Raw genomic sequence first — 15,410 nt, 5'->3', positions numbered from 1 at the left:
GGCCATGTCACCTTATTCCAAAGAACTTTCCCTCGACCCTCAACACTTCACCCTGTGGGCTCCCGAGCGGGGCATGACCGTGCCGGTGGGCCCCGAGCAGACCCCCGTCCCGCTGCCGGTGATTCCGCTGCCGATTCATCCCGAAGCCCTCAAAGAGGGCAATCCTTCCGCCAATGCCATGGGCGAAGGGGTTAACGACTATCTGCGTCAGTTTCCCGACTGCCTGCGCAACCGCCAATACGCTGAACTGTTGCGCGACGCCTATCCTCACTACCTCGCCGACCTCGGCGCACAGATCCTCCTGATCGATCACCGGGAAGTTGACAGTGAATCCATTCGGCAAAAGATTTCCTACATGAAGATTTTGGCCTTGCTCGACCCGGGGAATTCCGGTCTGCGCCTGCGCCTGGGCATCGAATATTACCAGCTTTCCCAGATGTTCAGCGAGTTTGCCGACGCTCGGTCTTCTCTGCTTAAGGCCATGGGCTATCTTCAGGAGGTCCTCAAGGCGGACCCGGAAAATCTTCAGGCGCTTAACGTGCTTGGGCGCATTGATTATCTCTTCGGCGATTATCCCTCAGCCGTCGCCCGCTGGCGGCAGGTTGTCGATAAGCTTCCCCCAGGGGAGGCCCGCGATTCCTTAAGCGAAATGGCGGCGCGCCTGCAGGGTCAAGAGCCGCCGGAAACGCCGCTGATCGACGATTACGAATATATCGGCGCGGCGATGGATTCGTACGGTCAGGGGCATTACGAGGAGGCGGTCACCACCCTCGACATCATCGAAGAACGGGGCCAGTTTACCGCCGAGATTCCCTGCTGCGAGTTCTATCATTTCCTCGGAATGTGCCGCAGTCGGATGGGCAATACCGGCGGCGCCTTCGAGGCGCTGGAAAAGGCGCTGGAGCTCAATCCCGATTATACCGAGGCCCGGGAAGCCATGGACCGGCTGCTGGAGACGGGAAAATCACACTGATCAGTCCCCGCGGCCGGTGTAACCGTCACCGGGGCCGCTTTGAGTTTCAACCCGCCCCATACTGGGATCGGCGCACTTTTTCATTGAAGTGTCTTTGAGTTTGCGAGGAAGCTTTGGGTAACATTCTGCTGTCGCGCCGCCTGCTGGTACTGCTGTGCTTCTTGCTGCTCTGGCCTTGGGGAGTGGCGGCCGAAAAGGGCGGCCGGATCGTGACTCTCTGGCCCCTGCTCGATTATCGCTCTTCCGTCGAGACCGATTATCAGGTCACCCATCTTCTCGGCCCCCTCATCAAGCTGGAGAAGAAAGGCACGGAAGCGGAATTTGCCCTGCGCCCCTTCTTTTATCGTGCCGCCGAGGGGCCGGTCGAGAGTTTTTCGGAGTTGCTCTATCCGCTGCTGACCACGTCCCGTTCGGACGCGGAAACAAACTGGCGCGGCCTGCAGTTTCTCAACTATCGCCGGGCCCCCCAGGCGGAGGAGCAAGCGAGTTCATTGACGTTGTTCCCCTTCCTCTTTTCCCGGCGGGGAGATACCGAGAAGCCGGATTATTTCGCTTTTTTCCCTTTCGGCGGCACCCTGCTGGAACGCTTTGGACGGGATGAAATTCACTTCACGCTTTTTCCCCTCCATGCCCGGACGAAAAAAGACGAAACCTCGACCGAGCATTGGCTGTGGCCTTTTTTTTCCCGCATTCACGGTCCCGACGAGTCGGGCTTCGACTTCTGGCCCCTGTGGGGGGGCAGCCGCAAGGAAGGGGTCTATCGCAAGAGCTACCTGCTCTGGCCGATCTTCTTTTCCGAAGATCTTCATCTCGACGGAGACAACCCTCGGCGGATTCGCGCCGCGTTTCCATTCTATCTTGAAGATGAGTCGCCGGAATTTACCCGGCATACCGTCCTCTGGCCCTTCTTCGGCCATGTTGTTGACCGGCGGCGGAACTACGAGCAATGGGATCTACCCATGCCCCTGGTGCGTATTACCCGGGGGAAGGATCGCCAGGGGCTGCGCCTGCTCCCCTTCTTTGCTGACGAACGCAGTGGCGACCGGCGTAAGCGCTGGTTTCTCTGGCCGCTTTATAAAATCGAAGAAAACCGCTCTGATAACTACCGTTTCCGGCGAGATCAGGTGCTCTTTTTTCTTTATTCCCAACAACAGAAAACCCTGGCTGCCGAGTCCATCCCCGATCGCCGGCGCATCGATCTCTGGCCGCTTGTCTCCTTTCGCCGCGCGAACAACGTCAATCATCTGCATCTGCTTTCCCTGCTGGAGCCGATCTTTCCTGAGCAGCCGGGCATCGAACGGAACTGGGCGCCGCTCTGGCGGCTCTATCAGCGCAAGTGGGATGATTCGGGCAACAGCGTCTCCAGCTTTCTCTGGAATCTCTACTGGCACGAACGGCGCGGCGAGGATCGGGCCATGGAACTCTTTCCCCTCTTTCGCTACACCCGCCAGAGCGACTCGGGGACAGACCTGAGCCTGCTCAAGGGTCTTTTTCGCTACCGCCACGCCGGCGACGGCAAACGCATCAACTTGTTCTATCTCCCCTGGCCCCTGGCCTGGGGGGACAGGATGGAAGCCGGGGTGGGGATATGATCGAGGCGATCGGCCGACAACTGCTGAATCTGGCCCAGACCACCGGCGAGATGGTGCGGCTCTTTGCCCAGACCGTCTATTTCTTTCGCGAGGCGCCCCGTAATCTGCCGGCAATCTTCCGGCAGACCGCCGAAGTCGGCATCGGCACCCTGCCGGTGGCTCTGGTGCTGGCCCTGTTTGTGGGCATGGTGCTGGCGTTGCAGACCGGATCGGAGTTGGCCCTCTACGGTACCCAAGAGGTCATTGGAGCGATTGTCGGTCTTTCCATGGTCAAGGAGCTGGGGCCGGTGATGACCAGTTTGCTGGTCGCCGGGCGGGTCGGCTCGGCGATGGCCGCCGAGGTGGGAGCGATGCAGGTTTACGAGGAGATCGATGCCCTGCGCACCCTGGAAATCAGCCCGGTGCGCTATCTGGCCATGCCCCGTCTGCTTGCCTGCCTGGTGGCGGTCCCTTGCCTGGTGATCTTTGCCATGCTTGTCGGCATCGCCGGAGGGGCCTTCATCAGTGACGTCAATCCCCTGATCAATGTGCCCTACAACGTCTATTACGAAAACATGATCCGGGCCATCGGTTACGAAGAGATTCTCAAGGGGTTGACTAAGGCCACGGTCTTCGGCGGGATTGTCGCTCATGTCGGCTGCTATGTCGGTTTCAAGACCAAAGGCGGGGCACGCGGCATCGGCCAGTCGACGACACGTGCCGTGGTCATGTCCTTTGTCATGATTCTGGTGGCCGATTACTTCCTCAGCCGGCTGATGATGTGAGGTGCCAAGAGATGTTCAGCGGACTGTTCGCCGACTGGTTTGTTCCCGAGCCGCACGGAGTTGCCAACTATGCCGAGCCGCGCGGGGTTGCCCTACGCATCGAGGGGCTGAGCAAAGCCTTCGACGGCCAAGTGGTGTTGCGCGACATCAGCCTCGATATCGCGGCGGGAGAGACCTTTTCCATCATCGGCCCTTCGGGCACCGGCAAGAGCGTGCTGCTCAAACATATCGTGCGCCTGATCGAGCCCGATACGGGGAGTATCCGCATCGACGGCGAGGATATTTACGACGCCGGTAAAGGCGCTTTGAGTTATCGCTACAGCATGGTCTTCCAGACCTCGGCGCTCTTCAATTCCTTGACCGTGGGGGAGAATGTCGGGCTCTGGTTGCGGGAGAAGCGGGTCTGCCCGGAGGAGCGCATCCGCGCCATCGTCGCCGAAAAACTCGCCCTGGTCGGACTGGAAGGCCATGAGGACAAATCCATATCGGAGCTTTCCGGGGGGATGAAAAAACGGGTGGCCATCGCTCGTTCCCTGGCGATGAATCCCGATCTGATTCTTTACGACGAGCCGACCGCCGAACTCGATCCGGTCACTTCCGACGAACTGGCCCAGGTGATCATGGACCTCAAGGTCAAAGTCAACCTCACCACGGTCATCGTCACCCACGACCTGAGCTTCGCTCTCTACCTTTCCGACCGCATCGCCATGATCGACGGGGGGGAGATCGTTGCGGTCGGTACGCCGGATGAAATCAAAAACAGTCAAAACCCCGTGGTGCGGAAATTTCTCTACACCACCACCAAGGGAATCAAAGGGGAATTCTGATCATGGCTATGTCGACGGAAAAACGGGTAGGAATCTTCTTTCTGCTGACCCTCTGCGTTCTCGCGGTGATGATCGAGCTGGCCGAGGACTGGCGCCCTTTCAGTAAGCAGAAGGAATATCACACCTTTTTTCGCACGGCGGTGGGTCTCAAGCTGGGTGATCCGGTGCGTATGGCCGGCGTCGAAGTCGGTAAAATCCTTAACATTTCCCTCGCCGACTCGCGGGTGCGCATCGATTTCTTCGTTACCGAAGCAACCGATCTGCGCGAGGATTCCGTCGCCGAAATCCGCCAGACCAATCTCTTGGGCGGACAGTTTCTCGGCCTGGAATTCGGCTCGCCGCAGAGTTCCGCCCTGCCCGAGGGCAGTGCCTTGCCTTCGGTGGAACGGGCCAATATCGACCAGTTGATTACCAGTTTCGACCGCAATCAGGAACGGGTTTTCGGCCAGATCGGCTCCCTGATGGAACAGAGCCGCGATTCCATCGTCAACGCCTCGAACCGGCTGGAAAGCATCTTGATGAAAATCGACGAGGGAAGCGGCAGCCTCGGCCGCATGGTCAATCACCCCGGGCTCTATGACGATTTCAGCGGCTCGTTGAGCGAACTCAAGACGCTTCTTGAAGGGTTGCGCAACGGTGAAGGCACCTTTGGGCGGCTCCTTACCGATGCGACCCTGCACGATGACGCGGTTCGGGTGGTGGCTGACTTGCGCGAAATCACCGACGGTCTGAAAAACGGGGAAGGGACACTTGGCCGCCTGCTCACCGACAAGCAGCTCTATGAACGAGCCAACGCCGCCGTCGCTGATCTCGGCGAGGTCGCGAAAAAGGCCAACAACGGCACCGGTTCCCTGGGCAAACTGGTCAATGACGAGGCCCTCTACCAGGAAGTTCTGGCGAGCGTCGAGCGCATCAACAGCATTGCCGCCAAGATCGATCGCGGCGAGGGGAGCCTGGGGCGGCTGGTTAACGAGGATAGCCTCTACCGGGATGCCGTCACCACCTTGCGCAAGGTGGAAAAAGCCATGGACGGCATGAGTGACGCGGGGCCGGTGTCCGCTCTGGGAACGGTGGTCGGTACCTTGTTCTAAACTGAGTAAAAATGCCCAGGCGCTTTGTGCCTGGGCATTTTTACTCAGTTTGGGGAATGATCTACGGCGAAAGGTTTCTTTCGGCTGTGTCAGTCGCGGCGCAGCTCGGTTATATCCCCCGAAGCGGTTGCGCGAAATGGCGGACCCGTTTTACCGGTGCGGGGTCAGGCCGATGGAAGTCCCCGGGCTTTAGCCTTTTACGCAAGGGGGGTGAGTTTTCATGTTTCTTGCATAAACAAAATTTTTTTGCTGTTCCCGTTTATTGGAGATTCCATCGTGATCGCTCGATTGCTGCTGCCGGCCTGTCTGCTCGGTATTGTCGGATGTTCCGATCTGCACCACCTGCGGAACGACAATCCGCTGCTGCCCGTTCGCGAATACGAACAGATGATCGTCGGTCGCCTCGACGCCGATTACGTCGGGGATGAAAACTGCCTCGGAAAATGTCATTCCCATCAGCCGATCCACGACGATTTCCGCCGGTCCGTGCATGGCGAACAGATTGCCAGCGATACCGGCCTGCCGCTGGTCAACTGCGAGTCCTGCCACGGGCCGGGGAGCCTGACGATCAAGAATGTCGGCTCGAACAAAAAGGACAAGTGCAAATTCGACACCCTGTTGCAACTGGATCAGCTCCCCGCCCAAGCCCAGTCCCTCATCTGCCTCAAGTGCCACTCGGCATCTTCGACTCCGGTTCTTACCTACTGGAACGCCGGCCCTCACGCTAATAACGATGTCAGTTGCTTCGACTGCCACGCCCTGCATCTCGGACCCCAGCAAAAGGTTGGCCGCAAGGAGATGGACGCCATGTGCTTCACATGCCATCCCGAGGTACGGGCGGAATTCGCCCAGTTTTCCCACCATCCGGTTCCCGAGCACAGGATGGCCTGCATCGATTGCCATGAACCCCATGGCTCGGCTCAGGATCACCTGCTGCGCGGCCTCACCCGCAAGGACACCTGCACCCGCTGCCACATGGAATATCAAGGCCCCTTCGTCTTTGAACATGCCGATCTCAACGAAAACTGCGGCAACTGTCACGTATCTCACGGCTCTCCGAATCGGCCGTTGCTGAAGAGTTCCCAGCCCTTTCTCTGTATGCAATGTCATTCCGGCCATCTTGGCGAGTACATGCCGACCCTGGAAGAGGGGAATACCGCCATGAAAGGGGCCTTTTACACCCGCTGTACCGATTGTCATTCGTCCATTCACGGCACCGATGTCCCGTCGTCCCGGGGCCGGGGCACCTTCATCGCCCGCTGATCGAGAATGCGACAGGAGTTTGTTGTGAAGATCATCAGATCAGTTTTTCTTCTGACCTGGAGCCTTCTGTTCTGCTGCCTTGCCGAGCAGCCGACTTTGGCGGCAGAAGCCGGAGGGAGCAACCTGACCTTACGCTCCTCACGGATTTCTCTGGGCTATCGCGCGGTCGATGTCCAGGATCATGCCCGCCGTGCCGCCCAATACACCCTCTTCGATTCGGGCGCGACGGTGGCGACGGAGTTCAAGTATCTCAATCCCAGCCTGCGTTTTATGATCGAAGGGGAGTACATCAACGACAGCGATTATCGGCTGGAAACCGATCTCGATTATCGCGGACTGGTGCGGCTGGATGCGTCCACGGAAAAGCTCTACCATCACCTCGACTATTTCTCCTACGATCGCCCCGATGCCGTCGGCACCACCCAGAGCGCAGCGGGCCTTGATCAGGTTGAGGTCCGCTTCAACGACCGTTCCCCCGGGGAGCAGGCCGCCCTCGAAGTCGGCATCGACAAGGTCCATCTCCGGGCCAAGCTTCCCCTTTATTCCTTACACATGAACCTCGGTTACTGGCGTTTGCAACGCTCCGGGCACAAGCAGCTCCGTTATCTGAACGAAGACTGCAGCGCCTGCCATCTGGAAACCAAGAGGCAGCAGGTCGACCGGGTCACCGAGGAAGTCACCCTGGGGCTGGATGCCCATGCCGGTTATGTCAATGTCGCTGTCGAGCAGCTCTTTCGCGAGTTTCGCGATCGTGAATCCGCTCCCTTCGATAGCTTCGGCGTCATCGGGGAAGACGGTGACGATTACCGTCTCGCCGGGAACTATCGGCACGATGCCGTTCCCGACTCCCGCCTGACCGCGACAACCCTTAAAGTCAGCACCTCCCCGGCGGGCGGCTTCAACGCCGCAGCCGGCTACACCATCGGCAAAAAGGAAAATCTCTCCCGCCTGGCCGATGTCTCACCGGTGGAGGCGGAAACGGATTTCCACAAGGCTTCAGCCGATCTCACTCTGGTTCCCCGACCCGAACTCACCCTCAATTTCCGTTACCGCATGCTTGACCAGGAAAGCAGCAGTTCCACGCAACTTTTGGTCGGAGGAGTGCCCGGGACCGATACCGTCGCCACCCGCCAGAATATGGATCTGGATCGGGCGAGTTATTTCGGCAAGCTCGCCTGGCGCCCCTTCAGCCTGGTGACGCTGATGGGAGAATTTGAACATCGCGATGTCCATCGCGACCGCACCGGAGAGTTTGCTGATTCCACCGATCCTTATTACGATCCCCTGTGGGAATTGCCCGAAGACGAAGGGGTCAACCGCTTCCGCGCCAGTCTTATCACCCGCCCCCTCGGCGACCCGCGACTGAAGTTCACCGGCTGGTATGAGTTTCAGACCTCCGATGCTCCTGCCTACGGCGCTTCCCTGGAAGAACGCCATCGTTTCTACGCCGGAGCCGCCTGGAATCCTTCGGAGCGCTTCGGCGCCACCGCCAACATCCGTCTGACCGACGGCCACAGCAGCAACTTCGAACGCTCCAACTGGAACAATTTTCTCGATCGCCGGGAAAGACAGGAAACGGTCACCGCCGGGTTCTGGACTCAGCTCACCGATACCGTCAACGCCAATCTGTATTACGGATTTCTCCGTTCCGAACTGCGCCAGGATCTGACCTACGGATTCGGCGCCGAGGACGACAACAGCCTTTGGGATACCAATATCGATTATCGGCAGCGCGTTCACACTCTGACCTTGTCCACCAACTGGCAGCTGCGCGAGTGTCTGCGCACTCTGTTTGAGGCCCGCTATATTCGTTCCCGGGCCTATTTCACGCCCGGATTCCCGCCGGAAACCCTCCCCCAAGTCGGCGATGTCGATGCCGCCGACCTGCGTTCGTTAAGCGAACTGGACATTGTGCAGATGGGTTTGGGACTGGAGCTGGAATGGACCCCGGCGGCGGGCTGGAACTGTTCGGCCCATTTTTCTCATGATGATTATGAAGACCGGAACAGCAACAATTTTGATGGAGCGGCGCAGTTGTATATGGTCAGCGTCGCCCGCTCCTGGTAGGCCACGACCCTGATCAAGGTCTTTTTTGTGCGGATAACTTACGCTTTTTCACGATTGTTCCTCTGTTGCCTGCTGCTGGCTCCGGCGCTTTTCGTTACCGACGCCGGCCCCGCCTGGGCCGAGGAGAAATCCTTTGTCGCGGTGATCATCACCGGCGATCTGGAGCGTTATCGTCTGGCCCACGAAGCCTTTCTCGACAGAGTACGGCAAGCGGGGTTGGAGCAGAAGCTGGAGGTCTATGTACAGACGCCCAATCCCGATGCCATGTCTTGGACCAACAGCATCCGCAAGGCGGTGGGGATCGATGCCGACGTCATCGTTACCTACGGTGCCCCGGCGACGCTGGTCGCCCGCAAAGAGGCGCGGGGGACGCCGATTCTCTTCGGGGATGTTTACGATCCGGCGGCGTTGGGCATTCTTTCCGGCAAGGGGGGGGAACTGGCGGGGGTCAGCGGGAAAACCCCCCTCGAAACCCTGGTCAAGGCCTTTCAGGAAATCTTTCCGGTGCAGACCATCGGCGTTCTCTTCTCCTCGGCCGATGCCGGTTCGGTTCTGCAAGTGCGTCGCCTCGACGAGATTATTTCCCGCGGGGGAGTGTCGCTGGTGCCCACGGATATCGCCGCTCCCGGAGAGATCAATGGGGCACTGGCGGCCATGAGCGGTTCCGTCGACAGTCTCTTTGTCGCCGACAGCGCCGTTCTTCACCTGAGTCTCGACGAGATCATGGCTTTTGCCACCCGGAACAATCTGCCGGTGATTTCCCAAATCCCCTGCCTCTGCGATCATGGCGCCCTGGTTTCCCTGGCGGCCGATCCCCGGGAGCAGGGGGAGATGGTGGCGTCTTTGCTTGGCCGGCTCCTTTCCGGCTCCTCTCCGGCGGCGCTGGAGATGCAGACGCCGCGTCGGGTCTCTCTGGTCATCAACCTGCAGGTCGCGCGGCGGCTCAATCTCAAGGTTCCTTTCCAGACCCTCGGCATGGCCACCCGGGTTATCCGCTAGACGCCGATGAAAAATGCCTCTTTTGCCCGGTGTCCCGGCATTTTTACCGTATACGGAATTCGCGCGCACATTCCCGTTGACAAGCTTCTCGCAATGCTGATTTAATTCCGGCTTGGCGCGGTTCGCCCCAACTCCGTGGCTTAAAATGATCGGATACCACACCCCAGGAGGACCATAATGAATCCATTGGCAGTCGAACTCAACGAGCAGCTTGCCCAACACAATCCCTATGTTCTCGAAATGCTCTCCGACCTTGGCAAGAACCTCTTCTTCCCCAAGGGAATTCTCACCCAGTCGGCCGAAGCCAAGGATAAAGCGCACAAATACAATGCCACCATCGGCATCGCCACGGAAAAAGGCGGCCCGATGTTCCTCCAGTGCATTCAGGACAAACTCTCCGCCTTCGACCCCAAGGACATCTATCCTTACGCGCCTCCGGCCGGCAAGCCCGAACTCCGGACCCTGTGGCGGGAGAAGATGCTGCGCGAGAACCCCAGCATGCAAGGGAAACACTTCAGCAATCCCATCGTCACCAACGCCCTGACCCATGGCCTCTCCATTGTCGGCGACATGTTTCTCGGCGTTGGCGATCATCTGGTTCTGCCCGACATGCTTTGGGGTAACTACAACCTGACCTTCGGCACCTGCAATGGCGCCATTGTCAAGAAGTTTCCGACCTTCACCGCCACCGGCGGCTATGACGTCGCTGCCTTCAAGGCCGTGCTGATCAATACCGCCGCCGAGAAGGGCAAGGCCGTGGTGCTGCTCAACTTCCCCAACAACCCCAGTGGCTACACCCCGACCGTCGCCGAAGGGGACGCCATCGTTGCCGCCATCAAGGAAGTCGCCGAGTCCGGCTGCAATATCGTCGTCATCACCGACGATGCCTACTTCGGCCTCTTCTACGAAAACAGCATGAAAGAGTCGCTCTTCGGCAAACTGGCCAATCTGCATCCGCGTATCCTCGCCATCAAGCTCGACGGCGCCACTAAGGAAGAATTTGTCTGGGGCTTCCGCACCGGGTTCATCACCTTCGCCGACGGCAAGAGCGGCGAGAACGCGCCGGTCATGGCCGCCCTCGAAAAGAAAACCATGGGCATCATCCGCGCCAAGATCTCCAACTGTCCGCATCCCTCCCAGACCTTCGTCATTGAGGCGCTGCGTTCGCCCAAATTCCTGGAGCAGAAGGAAGAGAAGTTCCAGGTCATGAAGGGCCGCGCGCTTAAGACCAAGGCCGTGCTCAACAGCGGCAAGTACGCCAAATCCTGGGATTACTACCCCTTCAACTCCGGCTACTTCATGTGCCTCAAGCTCAAGACCGTTGATGCCGAGAAGTTGCGCGTGCATCTTCTCGACAAGTACGGGGTCGGCACCATCTCCATCAACAAGACCGACCTGCGCATCGCCTTCTCCTGCATCGCCGAGGAGAACATCCAGGAACTCTTCGACCTCATTCATCAAGGCGTGCTCGATCTGGCCTGATTCGCTTCCGTTCCGTAAGGCCCGCTTCGGCGGGCCTTTTTTTTACATGGACATCCTTCACGCCCAACTTGTCGCCGCCCGTATCCTGCCCGATCTTGTCGACGTCCTTTCCGGGCGTCCCTGTTGGCTGGTCGGCGGAGCCCTGCGCGATGCCCTGCGCGGCGAAGTTTCCAAGGATTTCGACCTGGCGACGCCGGACATTCCCACAATCATTGCCCAAGCCTTTGCCATGCGCATCGGCGGGCACTGGTTTCTCATGGATTCCCATCGTCATCAGAGCCGCGTGATCGTCCCTCGTGAGGCGGGGGGCTGGATCTTCGATTTCGCTCCCTTGCGCGCCGCGACCTTGCACGAGGATCTGCGCCTGCGGGATTTCACCGCCAACGCCGTCGCCTGGCCGCTTTCTGCTGCCGTGACCAAGGCGGACCTCATCGATCCCCTCGGCGGCAGGAGCGACATCGAAAGCGGCCTGCTGGGCGCCTGCTCCCCCGGCGTCTTTCACGACGACCCCCTGCGGGTGCTGCGAGGGGTTCGTCTTGCCGCCACCCTCGGGATGGAGATTGAAAGCGAAACCTTCGCGCTTATGAATGAGGCCGCGCCGAAACTGGCGGCAGTCGCCGCCGAACGCATCCAAGGGGAACTGGGTTTGATTTTCGCCGCACCGAAGGTAGGGGAGAGCCTCGCCCGGCTACATGCTCTTGGTGCACCACTGCTACTTTTCGGTCCGAGCACGGCTTGGGGCTCGTGGGAGGCGGGCGCAAACCTGGTAGCGCGGATCTCCGCCGGGCTCGAACATGGGGCGGGGGAGCTGCTCGCGGAATTTTCCGAAGGGGAGGGGGAGGAGAGCTGGAGCGCCGCCGCTCTGCTCAAGCTGGCGGCACTCCTTGCTGGTTACCGGCCCTCGGTCGATGTCGGAGAACGACTACGTCTGAGTCGGCGCACGGGCAACCTTCTTCGCCGGTTGCGGGAATTGCCGCCGGAAACCCTAGACGAACTGCGGACCTTGCGAGACGGCGGCCCGCGCCGGCGCGCCCTCTGGGTCGAACAGTTGGGGATCGAGCCGGTGCTTGGGCTGACCTGGCTTCTCTGCCAGACCGATGACCCGTGCCGCTGGCTGGAAGAGGCCCGGCGGGCGCTCAAGGACTATTGCGATCATCTCCATCATGGCCGTATTCCCGACCTGATCGACGGTGCCTGGCTGCGGGAACGGCTGGGTATAGACGAGGGCCGGATGGTCGGCGACTGCCTGCGCACCTTACGCGCGGCGGAGCTTTCCGGTCGCGTCAAAACCCCGAAGGAAGCCCGTAAGTTTCTTGAATCATTGGCCGAAAAAAACATTGACAAAGAAATCGATCCCCCCTAGAATGCACCTCCATTGCGGGAATAACTCAGTGGTAGAGTGTCAGCTTCCCAAGCTGAAGGTCGCGGGTTCGAATCCCGTTTCCCGCTCCAAAATTCATAAAGGGGCCAGGCAATTCGTCTGGCCCTCTTTGTATTGGGAAACCACAAGACCACTTCTAAGTTTGGCTACCATATCGAGTTACAGGTAAGATTAGTAAAGCTTGCAACAGGATGCACCCATGACCGCCAAAGTCGAAATTTTCAAAGTCCGCTGTCCGCGCTGCGGGGCGCGGGTGAGTTGGGCCGGGAATGAGAACCGGCCCTTTTGTTCGGAAAAGTGCCGGTTGATCGATCTTGGCCGCTGGGCCGACGAGGAATATCGCATCGCCGGGCAATCGGCCGCGACGGTCGACGATGATGATTCGGAAACATATTGAAAACTGAAGGATAAAATCATGTATCGCCTGAAAATTCATACCCATTTCGCCGCCGCGCACAATCTCATCAACTATCAGGGAGATTGCGAGAACCTGCACGGTCACAACTGGAAAGTGGAAGTGACGGTGACCGCCCGGGAACTGGACAAGGCCGGACTCGGCATCGATTTCAAGATCCTCAAACGCGAGACCAAGGCCGTGCTCGATCTGCTCGATCACAAGTATCTCAACGAGATCGAGCCTTTTGTGAACAACAGCCCATCCTCGGAAAACATCGCCCGCTTTCTCTTTGAAAAGCTCTCTCCGCGGTTGAATACCGATAATGTGACGGTCTACGAAGTCAACGTCTGGGAATCAGAATATGCCTGCGCCAGTTACCTCGCCGACTGAAGCAGCACTGATCGAGGTCTTCTCCTCCATCCAGGGGGAGGGGCTGATGGTCGGCTGTCGGCAGATCTTCGTGCGTCTGGCCGGCTGCAATCTCGCTTGCGCCTATTGTGATACTCCCTTTGCGCCGACGGCCGATTGTCGGGTGGAAAAATCTCCTGGTTCGGGAACCATTCGCAAGATGGCTAATCCGGTCTCGCTGGAGTCGCTTCTCACCATCCTCCAGGATTGGCTGCGGCAAATGCCCGGTGCGCATCATTCCCTGAGTCTCACCGGCGGGGAACCGCTGCTGCACGGCGAGTTGCTCAAGGGCTGGCTACCCGAGCTGACGCGGCTGCTGCCGGTGCATCTGGAGACCAACGGCACCCTGCCCGAAGCCCTGGCACCGCTGTTGCCGCATCTGGCTTTCGTTTCCATGGATCTCAAACTGGCGTCAGTAACCGGCTTTCCGACCCCTTGGGAAATCCATCGAAACTTTCTCGAAGTCGCCCGTAAAATGCCGGGACAGGCCAAGGCGGTGGTGGGCCCCGAAACCACCGCCGGGAAGATCGAGACCGCCGCCCGACTGCTGCGCGAAACGGCACCGGAATGGCCGTTGGTCCTGCAGGCGCTGACGATCGACGGCAAGGTAGCTGTTGCCGGCCGCAATCTGCTTGCCCTGCAAGCGGCGGCGGCGCGGATTCATCCGTCCGTGCGGGTCATTCCTCAGACCCACCGGCTGCTCGGGGTTTTGTAGGAAAGGGAAAAGGATGATTATCGAAGAGCTGACCATGCCCGAGTTCATCGCCGGGCTGGAAAAGACCCGCACCGTGCTCATTCCCTTCGGTGCCACCGAGGAACACGGGCCGCATCTGCCCCTCTCGACCGATACCTTGCACGCCGTGGAGGTCGGACGCAAGTTGGCGACGCGCCGCCCCATCTTCATCGCGCCGCCGATTCCCTACGGGGTCTGCCGGTCGACCTCGTGCCATCCCGGCACCCTCTCCATTCGCACCGAAACCCTCAAGGCGCTCGCCTTTGATATCGTATCTTCCCTTTATGGTCAGGGGTTGCGCCACTTCGTGCTGCTCACCGGCCATGCCGGCGGCACCCATCTATCGGCATTGATCGACGTCGGCGAGGAGTTGCTGGTCCGTTTTGCCGACTGTCGTGTCGCGGTCTTGACCGAGTATATGTTGGCGTCACGGGAGGGGAGGGGGTTGATCGAGACGGAAGGGGATTCTCACGCCGGGGAGATCGAGACGTCGCGGATTCTGCACAGCCACCCGCAACTGGTGAAGGGGACGGCGGCGCAGGAGTTTCCGGCGTTCCCCCCCGGGATTCTGGTGCGGGACAAACACCGTTGCTGGCCCGGTGGCGTCTGGGGTGATCCGGGAAAGGCGAGCGCGGAGAAGGGGGCGCAGCTGGAGGGACTGGTGGTCGCGGCCCTCGGGCGCCTCATTGACCAGCTGGAAACGATGGAAGATTATTGAAAAACGTCGCGATTCAGGCGGCGCCGATGGCCCGGTTCAGTTCGGTCAGCAGGGCCTCGACGTCGACCGCGTGCACGCCCGCTCCATGCCCCACCTCTTCGAATGCGGCGATCTGACATTCGTTGCAGTTGAGTCCGAAACGCTTGAAGACCGCAATTGTTCCCGGATGCTGCCGCATCACTTCTTCAATCAGCATATCCTTGGTAATCATCGCTAACTCCTTTACGCCAAACGTCCGTGCTTGCGGTCAAGCGCCCGCTTGACTACCGGCGGGACGAAGGGGTCGATCGGCCCGTTGTGATTGGCCATTTCCTTGACGATGGAGGAACTGAGGTAACCGTAGGGGACCGAAGTCATCATGAACAGGGTGTCGATCTTGTCGTTGACCGAGTGGTTCATCTGGGCGATCTGGAATTCGTATTCGAAGTCGGAAACCGCTCGCAGGCCCCGCAGGATGACCCGCGCCCCCTTACGGGCGACGTAGTCGATGAGCAATCCCTGGAAGGTATCAACCTTGAGTCGAGGGTTGGGGCCGAGGGCTTCGCGGATCATATCCAGGCGTTCGTCGATGGTGAAGAGGGCGTTCTTTTCCGAATTGCGGGCGACCGCGACGATCAGGGTGTCGAAGACTTCCAGGCCGCGATGGATGATGTCGATATGGCCGTTGGTGATGGGATCGAAGGAGCCGGGATAGACGGCGATATGTTCGCGCATA

At 59.5% G+C, this 15,410-nt stretch carries 16 protein-coding genes and 1 tRNA gene; 15 read left to right on the top strand and 2 right to left on the bottom strand.

Going from position 1 to position 15,410, the window contains the following annotated elements; all coding sequences use genetic code 11:
• Positions 1 to 4 precede the first annotated feature (4 nt).
• The 15 genes from RBR25_RS02910 (at position 5) to RBR25_RS02840 (ending at position 14,695) form a co-directional block, all read left to right on the top strand.
• Entirely contained in the window at positions 5 to 973 is a 969-nt protein-coding gene (locus RBR25_RS02910) for a hypothetical protein (protein ID WP_432818029.1), read from the top strand.
• Between the two features lie 113 nt (positions 974 to 1,086).
• Complete coding sequence (locus RBR25_RS02905; protein ID WP_432818028.1) at positions 1,087 to 2,565, top strand: hypothetical protein; 1,479 nt, start codon at positions 1,087 to 1,089, stop codon at positions 2,563 to 2,565.
• Entirely contained in the window at positions 2,562 to 3,329 is a 768-nt protein-coding gene (locus tag RBR25_RS02900; protein WP_432818027.1) for an MlaE family ABC transporter permease, read from the top strand. Before RBR25_RS02905 ends, RBR25_RS02900 begins: the two co-directional genes overlap by 4 nt.
• Positions 3,330 to 3,340: 11 nt before the next feature.
• On the top strand, positions 3,341 to 4,156 hold the full coding sequence (locus tag RBR25_RS02895) for an ABC transporter ATP-binding protein (protein ID WP_432818026.1): 816 nt from the start codon (positions 3,341 to 3,343) through the stop codon (positions 4,154 to 4,156).
• 2 nt (positions 4,157 to 4,158) lie between these two features.
• Positions 4,159 to 5,247: an MlaD family protein gene (locus tag RBR25_RS02890; RefSeq protein ID WP_432818025.1), complete on the top strand. Its 1,089-nt coding sequence runs from the start codon at positions 4,159 to 4,161 to the stop codon at positions 5,245 to 5,247.
• A 276-nt stretch (positions 5,248 to 5,523) separates the two neighbouring features.
• Positions 5,524 to 6,510: a DmsE family decaheme c-type cytochrome gene (locus tag RBR25_RS02885; protein ID WP_432818024.1), complete on the top strand. Its 987-nt coding sequence runs from the start codon at positions 5,524 to 5,526 to the stop codon at positions 6,508 to 6,510.
• 24 nt (positions 6,511 to 6,534) lie between these two features.
• The gene (locus RBR25_RS02880) at positions 6,535 to 8,577 is read left to right on the top strand and encodes a hypothetical protein (RefSeq protein WP_432818023.1); all 2,043 of its coding nucleotides are present in this window, start codon (positions 6,535 to 6,537) and stop codon (positions 8,575 to 8,577) included.
• 27 nt (positions 8,578 to 8,604) lie between these two features.
• Complete coding sequence (locus RBR25_RS02875; protein WP_432818022.1) at positions 8,605 to 9,576, top strand: ABC transporter substrate-binding protein; 972 nt, start codon at positions 8,605 to 8,607, stop codon at positions 9,574 to 9,576.
• Positions 9,577 to 9,753: 177 nt separating this feature from the next.
• On the top strand, positions 9,754 to 11,058 hold the full coding sequence (locus tag RBR25_RS02870; RefSeq protein ID WP_432818021.1) for an aminotransferase class I/II-fold pyridoxal phosphate-dependent enzyme: 1,305 nt from the start codon (positions 9,754 to 9,756) through the stop codon (positions 11,056 to 11,058).
• Between the two features lie 46 nt (positions 11,059 to 11,104).
• Entirely contained in the window at positions 11,105 to 12,421 is a 1,317-nt protein-coding gene (locus RBR25_RS02865; RefSeq protein ID WP_432818020.1) for a hypothetical protein, read from the top strand.
• Between the two features lie 14 nt (positions 12,422 to 12,435).
• Positions 12,436 to 12,510 (top strand) — tRNA-Gly (locus tag RBR25_RS02860).
• A gap of 128 nt (positions 12,511 to 12,638) precedes the next feature.
• The gene (locus RBR25_RS02855; RefSeq protein ID WP_432818019.1) at positions 12,639 to 12,836 is read left to right on the top strand and encodes a DNA gyrase inhibitor YacG; all 198 of its coding nucleotides are present in this window, start codon (positions 12,639 to 12,641) and stop codon (positions 12,834 to 12,836) included.
• An 18-nt stretch (positions 12,837 to 12,854) separates the two neighbouring features.
• Entirely contained in the window at positions 12,855 to 13,226 is a 372-nt protein-coding gene (queD, locus tag RBR25_RS02850) for a 6-carboxytetrahydropterin synthase QueD (protein ID WP_432818018.1), read from the top strand.
• Positions 13,198 to 13,959, top strand: a complete 762-nt coding sequence (locus RBR25_RS02845; RefSeq protein ID WP_432818017.1) for a 7-carboxy-7-deazaguanine synthase QueE — start codon at positions 13,198 to 13,200, stop codon at positions 13,957 to 13,959. Before queD ends, RBR25_RS02845 begins: the two co-directional genes overlap by 29 nt.
• A 13-nt stretch (positions 13,960 to 13,972) precedes the next feature.
• Positions 13,973 to 14,695, top strand: a complete 723-nt coding sequence (locus RBR25_RS02840) for a creatininase family protein (protein WP_432818016.1) — start codon at positions 13,973 to 13,975, stop codon at positions 14,693 to 14,695.
• Positions 14,696 to 14,708: 13 nt separating this feature from the next.
• Here RBR25_RS02840 and RBR25_RS02835 read toward each other — a convergent pair whose 3' ends face one another.
• Both RBR25_RS02835 and coaD read right to left on the bottom strand, forming a co-directional pair.
• A complete protein-coding gene (locus tag RBR25_RS02835; RefSeq protein ID WP_432818015.1) occupies positions 14,709 to 14,906 on the bottom strand; it encodes a DUF1858 domain-containing protein in 198 nt (65 codons plus the stop codon).
• 11 nt (positions 14,907 to 14,917) lie between these two features.
• On the bottom strand, positions 14,918 to 15,409 hold the full coding sequence (gene coaD, locus RBR25_RS02830) for a pantetheine-phosphate adenylyltransferase (protein ID WP_432818014.1): 492 nt from the start codon (positions 15,407 to 15,409) through the stop codon (positions 14,918 to 14,920).
• Position 15,410: the final 1 nt, after the last annotated feature.

The organism is Trichloromonas sp., from assembly GCF_034006665.1.
In the GTDB taxonomy this organism is placed as follows: Bacteria; Desulfobacterota; Desulfuromonadia; order Desulfuromonadales; family Trichloromonadaceae; genus Trichloromonas.
This window is presented reverse-complemented; position numbering and strand designations above follow the sequence as displayed.

Coding starts and splice junctions, on each gene's coding strand:
- RBR25_RS02910 (WP_432818029.1), top strand. CDS start 5: ATGTCACCTTATTCCAAAGAACTTTCCCTCGACCCTCAACACTTCACC.
- RBR25_RS02900 (WP_432818027.1), top strand. CDS start 2,562: ATGATCGAGGCGATCGGCCGACAACTGCTGAATCTGGCCCAGACCACC.
- RBR25_RS02895 (WP_432818026.1), top strand. CDS start 3,341: ATGTTCAGCGGACTGTTCGCCGACTGGTTTGTTCCCGAGCCGCACGGA.
- RBR25_RS02890 (WP_432818025.1), top strand. CDS start 4,159: ATGGCTATGTCGACGGAAAAACGGGTAGGAATCTTCTTTCTGCTGACC.
- RBR25_RS02870 (WP_432818021.1), top strand. CDS start 9,754: ATGAATCCATTGGCAGTCGAACTCAACGAGCAGCTTGCCCAACACAAT.
- RBR25_RS02865 (WP_432818020.1), top strand. CDS start 11,105: ATGGACATCCTTCACGCCCAACTTGTCGCCGCCCGTATCCTGCCCGAT.
- RBR25_RS02855 (WP_432818019.1), top strand. CDS start 12,639: ATGACCGCCAAAGTCGAAATTTTCAAAGTCCGCTGTCCGCGCTGCGGG.
- queD (WP_432818018.1), top strand. CDS start 12,855: ATGTATCGCCTGAAAATTCATACCCATTTCGCCGCCGCGCACAATCTC.
- RBR25_RS02845 (WP_432818017.1), top strand. CDS start 13,198: ATGCCTGCGCCAGTTACCTCGCCGACTGAAGCAGCACTGATCGAGGTC.
- RBR25_RS02840 (WP_432818016.1), top strand. CDS start 13,973: ATGATTATCGAAGAGCTGACCATGCCCGAGTTCATCGCCGGGCTGGAA.
- RBR25_RS02835 (WP_432818015.1), bottom strand. CDS start 14,906: ATGATTACCAAGGATATGCTGATTGAAGAAGTGATGCGGCAGCATCCG.
- coaD (WP_432818014.1), bottom strand. CDS start 15,409: ATGCGCGAACATATCGCCGTCTATCCCGGCTCCTTCGATCCCATCACC.